At 57.5% G+C, this 10,547-nt stretch carries 10 protein-coding genes; 7 read left to right on the plus strand and 3 right to left on the minus strand.

All coding sequences use genetic code 11. The annotated features are described in order from the left end of the window. Positions 1-202: 202 nt before the first annotated feature. The 3 genes from VEG30_19405 to queF all read right to left on the minus strand — a co-directional run bounded on the left by VEG30_19405 (position 203) and on the right by queF (position 3,083). On the minus strand, positions 203-1,375 hold the full coding sequence (locus VEG30_19405; GenBank protein ID HXZ82106.1) for a glycosyltransferase family 2 protein: 1,173 nt from the start codon (positions 1,373-1,375) through the stop codon (positions 203-205). Next, complete coding sequence (locus VEG30_19410; GenBank protein HXZ82107.1) at positions 1,372-2,604, minus strand: MFS transporter; 1,233 nt, start codon at positions 2,602-2,604, stop codon at positions 1,372-1,374. The genes VEG30_19405 and VEG30_19410 overlap by 4 nt, the downstream gene beginning before the upstream one ends. Positions 2,605-2,675: 71 nt before the next feature. Next, positions 2,676-3,083 (minus strand): preQ(1) synthase, encoded by a 408-nt coding sequence (gene queF, locus VEG30_19415; GenBank protein ID HXZ82108.1) that lies wholly within the window; start codon positions 3,081-3,083, stop codon positions 2,676-2,678. Positions 3,084-3,307: 224 nt separating this feature from the next. Here queF and VEG30_19420 point away from each other — a divergent pair, with 224 nt between their 5' ends. From VEG30_19420 to VEG30_19450, 7 genes are all read left to right on the plus strand, one after another. Then, complete coding sequence (locus VEG30_19420) at positions 3,308-4,567, plus strand: efflux RND transporter periplasmic adaptor subunit (GenBank protein ID HXZ82109.1); 1,260 nt, start codon at positions 3,308-3,310, stop codon at positions 4,565-4,567. Between the two features lie 56 nt (positions 4,568-4,623). Further along, complete coding sequence (locus VEG30_19425; protein HXZ82110.1) at positions 4,624-5,622, plus strand: tetratricopeptide repeat protein; 999 nt, start codon at positions 4,624-4,626, stop codon at positions 5,620-5,622. 212 nt (positions 5,623-5,834) lie between these two features. Next, the gene (locus VEG30_19430; GenBank protein ID HXZ82111.1) at positions 5,835-7,199 is read left to right on the plus strand and encodes a TolC family protein; all 1,365 of its coding nucleotides are present in this window, start codon (positions 5,835-5,837) and stop codon (positions 7,197-7,199) included. A gap of 199 nt (positions 7,200-7,398) precedes the next feature. After that, positions 7,399-8,913, plus strand: a complete 1,515-nt coding sequence (gene hpnJ / locus VEG30_19435) for a hopanoid biosynthesis associated radical SAM protein HpnJ (protein ID HXZ82112.1) — start codon at positions 7,399-7,401, stop codon at positions 8,911-8,913. Between the two features lie 24 nt (positions 8,914-8,937). Then, the gene (locus tag VEG30_19440; GenBank protein ID HXZ82113.1) at positions 8,938-9,378 is read left to right on the plus strand and encodes an EamA family transporter; all 441 of its coding nucleotides are present in this window, start codon (positions 8,938-8,940) and stop codon (positions 9,376-9,378) included. Continuing rightward, positions 9,375-9,755 (plus strand): EamA family transporter, encoded by a 381-nt coding sequence (locus tag VEG30_19445; GenBank protein HXZ82114.1) that lies wholly within the window; start codon positions 9,375-9,377, stop codon positions 9,753-9,755. Before VEG30_19440 ends, VEG30_19445 begins: the two co-directional genes overlap by 4 nt. A 144-nt stretch (positions 9,756-9,899) precedes the next feature. Beyond that, positions 9,900-10,547, plus strand: a 648-nt coding sequence (locus VEG30_19450; protein HXZ82115.1) for an ABC transporter ATP-binding protein, incomplete at its 3' end; no start/stop codon positions are given.

The raw sequence follows: 10,547 nt of genomic DNA on the forward strand, positions 1-10,547 counted from the left end.
GGTCGAGGCGCAGCCTCGACAGCAGTATTGAACGGGCGGCCCGCTTAAGGTGATAAAAAGTAGATGGGGGTGGCCCACCCTTCCGCCGTTTTTTGGCGGAGGGTGGGAGGTCGTGGCGCAGCCTCGACGACGTAAGCGAGGCGTTATTCGACGGAGCCGCACTTGGCTGCGAGGAATCTGCAGTTCGACCTCTGTTGTTCATCTATCCCCTTATCAGCCCGCGTTTCAACTCTGCCAGTGAATACTTCGTGTCCCGCCACACGATCCCGCCATGCCACAGAACATGACCCATCGATCGCAACATGGTGTAAACCAGTAGCAGCGTGCTGATCGGATGAAAGAAAAAAAACCAAGGCGAGATGGGCGCCCGAATGTGCATGCCCAGATACATGCAGAAGATTCCCAACAAAGCGCCGGCAAATCCTAGCCTCGACCATCCCGGCGCGAGCAGCACTCCCACGAACGGCAGCAGATTCAAGAACAGCAGCAACGCGCAAGCCCCCAGCGCGCGCCCCACCTTGAAGTGCACCAGCGCAAAGAAGTTTTTCGTAAGATTCTCAATAATCCCCAGCGCGCCATCGCCCCACTGCAGCGTGATCATGTCGGTCCCGTAGGCGCACCGCTGAGCTGCGCCTGAATCCTTCACCATTTTCCCTAGGCGCATGTCCTCGATTACTTCCATGCGCAGCGCCTGGAAGGTGCCGGCTGCCTCATACGCCTCACGTCGCACCAGATTGAAGGCCCCCACTCCCAGGTGATCGCGTGACTTGGGATCAGCCACCTTCCACGGCCGATGCCCGAAAACGAACAGGATATTGAATCCCGCCAGCAGAATCTTCTTGCCCAGGCTCCATCCCGTCATCGACGGAAAAATCACCAGGTGATCCGCACTCGATTTCCCCACATACGCCATGGCGCGCCGCAACACATCGGAACGAAAGGTGATATCAGCATCAGTGAACAGCAACCAATCTGCTTTCGCCTGCTCTGCTGCCAGCCACATCGCATGTGGCTTACCCAGCCAACCCGCGGGAAGATGGGATACATGAATCACCTTGAGTTCCGGTTGGCGGGTATGCTCGGCGGCAATTTGATCCAGGATCTGCCCTGTGGCATCGGATGAGCGGTCATCCACCACCATCACTTCGTAATTCGGGTAGTTGAGCTGGAGCAAGGAGGAGAGCGCCGGCCGCACATGAGCTTCCTCATTCCGCGCAGGAACAATGATGCTCACCTTGGGCGCGAATTGCGGTTGGTGATCAAACTCCGGATCGGCCAGATCTGGCACCGTGCGCATGCCGATGGCGGCATCCGCTACCCGCCACAGCCAGATCACTGCCAGCAGAATTCCCGAGCTCCACCAGAACCAGATCATCCGGCGTGAACCTCAGCAGCTTTCTTTGCGGGAATTTCCGGCGCAAACCTCATCCCCCAGATGAGGACACCTACGCCCACCGCAATGGCGACGAAGGTAGCAATGAAGCCCTTCTGCAGTGTGCTGCGATCCGAGATGTAGCCGATGAGTGTCGGCGAAAAGGCATCGCCCAGCAGGTGGATGGTGAACAGGTTGACCGCAATCGCGCTCGCCCGGATGGCCGCGCTGACCGAGTTCACCACGGCAGCGTTCAAAGGCGCATTGTTGAGGAACAACAGAAATTCGGCAGCGAACATCGCCGGATACATGAGCGGACCGGCGGTATAGACAGCCAGCACCATGGCCGGGATTCCAATCAGCATGGATACGCCCGATACCAGGTAATAACCGCCTGCCGTCTTCTCCAGCGCGCGGTCGCCCAGCCATCCTCCGAACAGCGTTGCCACTACCGCATTGAAGGCTGTGATTCCGCCGAAAATCAAATTGGCCTCTGACAAAGGAACATTGCGTACGCGCGACAGAAACGTCGGCATCCAGACCGAGAGCCCGCCGAGCGCAAAAGTCACCATCGCCATCCCCAGGGTAGCCGTCCAGAACGCCCCGTTGCGGGTCAGACCCAACAGCGTACCTCGCTCTTGCGTTCTCTGGAGATGATCACTGGCTCCACGCTGCGGCTCGGGAATGAACCAGAGCGCTAGCGCGAGAAGAAGCCCTGGGACTGCGCCGATATAGAACGGCATACGCCATCCGAACCAGTGTCCCAGATATCCGCCCAGCATGTAGCCGGCAGCCGTCCCCAGGCCGATGTTCAAATAAAAAATCCCAAAAATCCGCCCGCGTTGATGCTCCGGAAACATGTCCGCGAGGAAGGAAGGCGCAATAGTCACAAACGTCGCTTCCCCGATTCCCACGATCGTGTGCCGCAGCAGCAGCTCGTCGAAGTTAAAGGTGACCGCGGTGAGCAGCGTCGCGATGCTCCACACCACCGCGCCCCCTACCATGATCAGCTTTCGCGGGTAGCGGTCGGCAAACCATCCCACGATGGGAGCCGACACCATGTAGCAGATGAAAAATGCGGTGGTCAGAAATCCGAATTCGGCATCGCTGCGCTTGAACTCCGCCTGTACCAGCGGCTGCACCGCGAACAGCACCGAGCGATCCACATAGTTGAAGAAATTAAGCAGCGACAGGACCACAAGCGCTGTTCTGGCGTAGTTTTTCTGAGCCATTCGCTTGCGCGCCAGTCTACCAGCCGCTCCGTTCGGCAGGAAACCAGCTCATGGAGTGCGGCCAGCTTTTCTCACTTCTTGCCCGCCGCTCTGGGCCACTTCGCCTCAATCACCGTCCCCATCCCGCCGCGGGGACGAAAATCGCCCTTGACCACCGCCCATTTCGGCTTGGCAAATCGCACCACGTCCTCCAGAATCCGATTCACGGCGTTCTCCTGGAAGATGCCCAAATTGCGATACGCTACCATGTACTCCTTCAACGATTTCAATTCCAGGCAGTGTTGGTCGGGCATGTAGGTGATGACGATGGTGCCGAAGTCTGGCAGTCCAGTCTTGGGACAGACCGAAGTGAACTCGGGATTGTCGATCACGATCTCGTATGCCGGAAACTGATTGGGAAAGGTCTCAATATCCGGTAACGCCGTGTTGAGGCCAGCCTGCGCGTGTTCTGCCGTATAGCTGGGGCGTTTGCCAACCATCCCGATCATTGTAACTGGCCCTACAGTGTGGCCCGAAACGGCAATGACAGGATCAGATTCGGTGCAATTCCTGCTGCTCAGCTGGGCGCCAGCGCATCAAAATAGTGTATCGACTATCGCCTCGGCGAAGTCCGGACTGGTTTCAGCTTACCAATCTGAATACTGAGCGGACGAGATATCCCAGTCAGATAGTTTTCTGTGTTCTATACTTGGATTTGCGTTCAATGGCTGTAGAAAGTCCAGAGCGACAACAAGTTATCGGAAGCGGTCGCTTGGGGTTAGTGGTGATCGCCCTCTTGGCGGCAGTCGTCATTCTGGCTGCTTTCCAGAGCATGCGTCGGGGCGCGATACCGGTGCGGGCGGCCGAAGCCATGCGCGGAACCATCAGCACTGGCATCGCTACCAATGGCAAGATCGAAGCGGTAGATAACTTCGAAGCTCATGCGCCTTCCCCCACCACGGTCAAGCGCGTTCTCGTGCATGAGGGCGACCAAGTTAAGCGTGGCCAGCTCTTGTTGCAGCTCGATGATTCCGACGCACGTTCGCAAGCAGCACGGGCTCTCGCTCAACTGCGCGCTGCCGAAGCGGATCTGAATGCCATCCAGGTCGGTGGCACTCACGAGGAACTCCTGACCAATCAGACCGAGCTCACTCGCGCGCAAACCGAGTTGCAGGCGGCGCAACACAACCTCGAAGCTCTGCGCAAATTGCAGGAGACAGGCGCGGCTTCCACCGGCGAAGTACAGAATGCCGAAGTTCGGGTCAAAAACGCGGAGAACCAGGTGAAATTGCTGCAACAGAAAACTACTGGCAGCCGCTATTCGGTTCCTGAGCGTGAACGCGTCGATGCCCTAGTCGCCCAGGCTCGCGCGGCTTACGAAGCAGCCCAGGACCTGGTTACCAAATCCAACGTGACCGCCCCTCGTGATGGAACGGTGTATTCGCTACCGGTGAAGCAAGGCGCATTTGTGAATACTGGCGACCTGCTGGTGCAGGCGGCGGACCTCTCACAAGTCATGGTACGCGCCTTTATCGATGAACCCGACATTGGCCGGCTGACGCAAAACCAAACCGTTACCGTTACCTGGGACGCCTTGCCTGGTCGCTCCTGGAACGGGACCGTAACGCAAGTGCCCACCACAGTTACGGTCCGCGGTGCCCGTACCGTGGGCGAAGTTACCTGCGTAGTGGACAACGCAGATCGAAAGCTCCTGCCCAACGTCAACGTGAGCGTCGCCATTACGACCGCCCGCGATGACAATGCGCTCACCGTTCCGCGCGAAGCGGTCCATCAGGATGATGGTCGGCGTTATGTGTATCAGGTAGTCGGCAACGAGCTTCAGAAGAAGGAAGTTGTTACTCGCATCGCAAATCTTACCCGCATCGAAATCGTGAATGGCATCCCGGACAATGCGCTCATCGCACTGGGCTCTGTGAACGGCCAGCCACTGCGCGAGGGCACCCAGGTGCGGATCCAGAAGTAGAGCGCGAATCACAAACAAGCGTCATTCGTCGCTATTCCAGAGAGAGTGAAAAAAGAGTGAAGAAGGCTTTGCAATTTTTATTGGTTATCCTGGGCTTGCTTCTTTCCGTGCCCCTGTTCGCCGCCGGCTCTCCGGCAGACGTGATTGTTGGCGGACGGGTTGACGATGCTATCGTTGTGCTTAAGCAGCGGGTCCAAAGCTCGCCTAATGATGCGGAAGCCTATCACCTCCTCTCCAAGGCCTACTATCATTTGAAAAAGTGGGATCAGGCGATCGCCGCAGGGGAGCGCGCGGTTGCCATTGCCCCTCGCAATGCTGATTATTGGCTCTGGCTGGGCCGCGCTTATGGCGAGAAAGCGGATGAGTCCAGCTTTATTACCGCCGCTGGACTCTCGAAGAAAGTCAAATCCGCTTTCGAAAAGGCAGTGGAACTCGACGCCAACAACGTAGACGCTGCTTCCGATCTCGCTGAGTTCTATATGGAAGCCCCCGGATTCATGGGCGGCGGATTGGATAAGGCGCGCGATCAGGCTAACAGAATTACATCGCTCGATCAGGCCAAGGCGCACTGGATAAACGCCAGGATTGCCGAAAAGAAAAAAGACTACGGCACTGCCGAACGCGAATTCCAGGCGGCCATCAAGGCCAGCGGCAACAATGCCAGCTATTGGCTCAATCTCGCCTCCTTCTATCGTCGTGTGAGCCGGTTCAACGACATGGAAGTGACGGTCAACAAAGCCATCGCCGCGGACAAGCGTGAGAACAACGCTTACTACGATGCTGCCACCATCTACTATCGCGCGGGCCGCAACCTGCCGGATGCAGCCAACCTCATCCGACGCTATCTGACCATGGCCCCGAGTGATGACGCTCCCGCCTTCCAGGCGCACTATCTATTAGGCGCGATTTTGGAAAAAGAAGGCGACAAGCAGGCAGCTGCGGCTGAGTACCGCACCGCGCTCTCTCTGGCTACTGAGTACAAGCCGGCGCAGGAAGGTTTGAAGCGCGTGTCCTCAGATGCGCTAGCCGCCAGGCAGAGCGCTCCGGCGGAATGAACAGTTCTGCATCGCGGGCAACTGACTCCACAGCTTCGATATCATCTCGGCCTGCGGATTTCTTGCGAACTCCGCAGGCTTTTCTTCGCATGGCTCAGGCAGTCCCCTCTTCGCTTACTGCTTGCTATACTCGCCAGTTTCCTATTCAGACTGACCTCGCATCTCACAATATTTAATCATCTACTTCCACCGAGGGTGACGCGATGTCCTCAATGCTGCGTTTTTCAACTTCCCGAGCTCTGCATCTTCTCCAGATTCTGCTGGCGATCTCGGCAGTGGGCAGCCTGCTCCCTTGCTCTGCCGAACCGCTCCCATTTCAGCGAGCCATTCAACTGGCTTTGGCTCACAGTCCTGCAATGCAAATGGCCACTGCCGAGCAGGTCAAGGCGCAGCAAGCGTATTTTGAGACCCGCAATGTCTATCTGCCGCAGCTGACCTTCGGCTCCGGCATTGCTCAGACATGGGGCTTTCCGTTAAGCATTGAGGGCTCTGCGCCCGCAGTCTTCCAGGTAGGCTATCAATCCACGCTGGTGAACTTTGCGCAGCGGGAATTCATTCGCTCAGCCCAGCATGATGTAAATGCTTCTTCGCTTAGTAAGGAAGATCAGCGCAAGGCAGTGATCCTGGAAACTTCTCTCGCTTATCTGCAGCTCGACATTCTCACTTCGCAGATCTCAGTGCTGCAGGCGCAGAAAAATGAGGCTCTTCACCTGGAGAACGTCGTTACGCAGCGGGTACAGCAAGGCGTAGACAGCCAGATGGAACTCACCCGCGCCCGGCTGGCGGCAGCGCGCGTCCGCATGCGTATGGCCGATCTCGAAGGCAGTGCCGACTTGCAGCGGCAGAAACTAAGTCAGCTGACTGGTCTACCCGCCCAAAGCATTGAGACCGTTCCCGAATCTATTCCCAAGCTTCCGGAAGTCAGTCAGGACGAAGACCTGCCCGATAAGGCCATTGCCTCCAGTCCGGCCGTGAAGATGGCCGAAGAGCGTGTGGCCGCCAGTAATCTCCGCGCCATGGGAGAACACAAAGCCTTCTATCCCTCCATCGATCTGGTGATGCAATACGGACTCTTCTCCAAGTACAACAACTACGATCTCTACTTCAATCACTTTCAGCGCAACAACGCCACCCTGGGTGCATCCATACGTTTTCCATTCCTGAACTTTGTGCAGCGTGCACGGGCTGCGCAGGCGGATGCCGAGATAGTCCGCGTAAAACAACAGGCGGAGACCGTCAAGAACCAGGTCTCTGCGGAAACTCTCCATTTGCAGCGACAGGTCAAGCAACTTGCGGCCGCCCAACAGGTCGCTATGCTCGAGTATCAACTTGCGCAGTCGCAAGCCGAAGCGCTGCAGATACGGGTCGAAGCAGGCACCGGGGCGGGGCCTACGCCAGCCAATCTGCCAGAATCCACGGTGACACCCCCCAACCCACGCGACCTCGCGAACGCGCGTCTGCAGGCTAGCGATCGGTATAACAGTTATCTGGACACAACCTTCGAATTGGAGCGCAGTCGCATGCAGTTGCTCAAATCCACCGGCGAAATTGAAAACTGGGCCCTCCCGGGACATTAGGATCCTTTCAAAGGGGGCCGGAAGCCGCGCCCGCCCGGTCCCCCATTTCTCTTCTTGGTGCCCCATCCTGACCATTTACCCAAAGTCCCTTCTGCCCGCGAACTCCAGCTGTTAACCTTGGTATGTTAGGGCTGGCTCGGGCGATGCCCGTGGACAAGCAAAACTTTGGCTAAGCTGTTAAGATAGTTGTTTCAATAAGATGGCTCTCAAAACGCTGTTTCTGAATCCTCCTTCCTTCGAGAACTTCGACGGCGGCGCCAGTTCGCGTTGGCCGGCAACCCGTGAAATTGAGTCCTATTGGTACCCGGTCTGGCTGGCTTACCCCACAGGCATGCTCGAAGACGCTCGCCTGCTGGATGCTCCGCCCCATCACGTGAGCGGCGAGCAGACCATTGAGCTGTGCAAGGAATACGAATTCCTTGTGCTCTTTACCAGCACTCCTGGGTTCCCCGGCGACCTCCGCCTCGCTGAAGCTATCAAGCAGGCCAATCCAAACATCCGGATTGCCTTCGTCGGTCCTCACGTCACTGTTCTGCCCGAGGAAACCCTCAAGCAGTGCCCTGCAATCGATTTCGTCGCTCGCAAAGAGTTTGACTACTCGGTCACCGATTTCGCCAAAGGCAAGTCCTTAGACGAAATCCCAGGTATCAGCTTCCGCCGCAATGGCAGCATCGTTCACAATCCGGACGGTCCCCAGATTCAGGACCTCGATGCTCTTCCCGACGTCACCGATGTCTACCATCGCGATCTCGATGTCCGCCGTTACAACGTGCCATTTCTGCTTCATCCTTTCGTCGCCCTCTACAGCACGCGAGGATGCCCTGCGCAATGCACCTTCTGCCTCTGGCCGCAGACCTTGAGCGGACATCCCTGGCGCAAGCGCTCCTCAGATGCCGTCGCCCGCGAAATGGCCAAGGCCAAGGAATACTGGCCCTGGGTGAAGGAATATTTCTTCGACGACGACACCTTCAATATTCAGAAGGCGCGCACTATCGAGCTGTCCGAGAAGCTGAAGCCGCTGAAGCTCACCTGGTCCTGCACTTCCCGCGTCACCACCGATTACGAGACGCTGAAAGCGATGCGCGATTCCGGCTGCCGTCTTCTGATTGTCGGATACGAGTCCGGAGATGCGCAGATTCTCAAGAACATCAAAAAGGGGGCTACGGTCGAGCGCGCTCGCCAGTTCACCAAGGATTGCCACAAGCTGGGGCTCACCATCCACGGCGACTTCATTTTGGGCCTTCCGGGCGAGTCACGCGAAAGTATCCGCCGCACCATCGATTTCGCTAAAGAACTGGATGTAGAAACCATCCAGGTTTCTCTCGCCCACGCCTATCCGGGGACGGAATTCTACGATTTCGCAGTGAAGAGCGGCTTCATTGTCCCCGGCAGCGCCATGGTCGACAAAGCGGGCCACCAGTTGGCGCACATCCAATACCCCGGCTTGCCGCCAGAGGAGATTCTGGAGTCAGTGCACCGCTTCTACGACGAATACTACTTCCGTCCCAAGGCGGTTTTCCGCATCCTGCGGCGAGCGGCCTTCGACTCTGGCGAGCGCAAACGCCTGTATAAGGAAGCCAAATCGTTTCTCAAGCTGCGGGCTACCCGCAACCGCCTGGTCAAAGAAACACGCAGCAAGACGGCGGTCTCTCCGCCAACGACTCCAGCCAGTGGCTCCTCCGAAGATCGCGAAGCGGAAGCCGTCAACGCGTGATCGAAAGCCACGAGTAGCGAATCTGTGAATCTGCGGAAGCTTGCAACCTTGGCGGGCGTGGCGCTGTTTGCCTCCTGCGGCGACGTGGCATTGGCGCGCGGCATGAAAGCCTTTGGCGCGATCTCGCTCGCCCACTGGACATCGATCTTCTCCGCTCTTCTTAGCCCTTGGGTGATCCTGGGAATCTGCCTGCTGCTGGCCTTTTTCGTCAGCTACCTGTCGGCGCTCTCTTTCGCCGATCTCACCTACGTCCTCCCGGCAACTTCTCTCGGCTACATTGTGATGGCTCTGCTGGCGAAATTTTTCCTGCACGAAAACATCAGCATCCTGCGTTGGACGGGAATTCTGCTGATTGCCTTGGGTGTGGGTTTTGTCGCGCGTGGACCAGCTCTTACCCTCGACCACGAGCGTTCTGCCGACCTTGCCGGGAATGTTCATCACGCGCCTGCACGAGGTGAGTCGTGAAGCACCTTTACACCTGGGTTAGCATTCTTGCCGTCGTCCTCTTCTCCACTGTTGGAGACGTTCTCATCTCACGCGCTATGAAGCGCGTGGGCGACTTGGGCCATCTTTTCAAGGATCACGGACTGCTGGCAGTAAGCAAGGCGATGTTTACGAATGCCACTCTTTGGGCCGGAGTCTTCTTCATGGCTCTGGGCTTCTTCAGCCTCATGACGGCTCTTTCCTGGAACGATGTCTCCCTGGTCGGTCCGGCTTCTGCCTCTCTAACCTTCCTCAGTAATGCTTTCGCGGCGAAATTATTTTTGCGCGAGCGCGTCGATCGGCGCCGCTGGATGGCTGCGCTGCTCGTAGCTGCCGGAGTCGCCTTGGTAGCGGCATAGCATGCAGTGTTATGCCGGGTGGAGCGGGCCTTCAGGCCTCCACTGAGAGATCCGAATAATGCCGCCTAGAAGCTCTGCCGCACTCGTTCAGTAACCTAGGTACCCTTTGACGCGCCACAATCGCCCCTTAGAATCGCGCCATCGATGATCGAACTGCGGAGCCTGCGAAAAGAGTATCCGAACGTCGTCGCCGTGGATAACGTCGAGGTCACCATACCCGAAGGCGACATCTATGGCTTGATCGGTCCCAACGGTGCTGGCAAAACGACAACCATTCGCATGGCGTGCGGCTTGCTTTCCCCAACATTCGGCTCCATCCGCATCTGCAAAATCGACGTCCATCGGCAGCCGGAACTGGCGCAGCGCAATATCGGCTATCTCTCCGATTTCTTCTCCGTGTATGAGGACCTGAAGGTCTGGGAATACCTCGATTACTTCGCCAATGCCTATAAAATGGCGCCGGAACAGATTCCCGCGCGCATCGACGAGGTGATCCACCAGGTCGGTCTGGAAGTGAAACGCGACGCGATGATTAAGGGTTTATCTCGCGGCATGAAGCAGCGCATGGGCATCGCTCGCGCGGTGATCCACAAACCCAAGGTCCTGCTGCTCGACGAGCCCGCTTCGGGGCTTGATCCCAAGGCACGAGCTGACTTGCGGAACCTGCTCTTAAGTCTGCGCGACTCTGGCGCCACTATCCTCATTTCTTCCCACATTCTTTCCGAGCTGGAAGGCTTCTGCACCTCCATCGGCATTATGGAGCGAGGACGCATGGTGCGCAGCGGCAAGCTC

It is taken from the genome of Terriglobales bacterium, from assembly GCA_035624455.1.
In the GTDB taxonomy this organism is placed as follows: domain Bacteria; phylum Acidobacteriota; class Terriglobia; order Terriglobales; family Acidobacteriaceae; genus DASPRM01.

Bases quoted from the DNA above. Each gene is read 5' to 3' on its own strand.
- VEG30_19420 (HXZ82109.1), top strand. From the start codon at position 3,308: ATGGCTGTAGAAAGTCCAGAGCGACAACAAGTTATCGGAAGCGGTCGC.
- hpnJ (HXZ82112.1), top strand. From the start codon at position 7,399: ATGGCTCTCAAAACGCTGTTTCTGAATCCTCCTTCCTTCGAGAACTTC.
- VEG30_19410 (HXZ82107.1), bottom strand. From the start codon at position 2,604: ATGGCTCAGAAAAACTACGCCAGAACAGCGCTTGTGGTCCTGTCGCTG.
- queF (HXZ82108.1), bottom strand. From the start codon at position 3,083: ATGGTTGGCAAACGCCCCAGCTATACGGCAGAACACGCGCAGGCTGGC.
- VEG30_19405 (HXZ82106.1), bottom strand. From the start codon at position 1,375: ATGATCTGGTTCTGGTGGAGCTCGGGAATTCTGCTGGCAGTGATCTGG.
- VEG30_19430 (HXZ82111.1), top strand. From the start codon at position 5,835: ATGCTGCGTTTTTCAACTTCCCGAGCTCTGCATCTTCTCCAGATTCTG.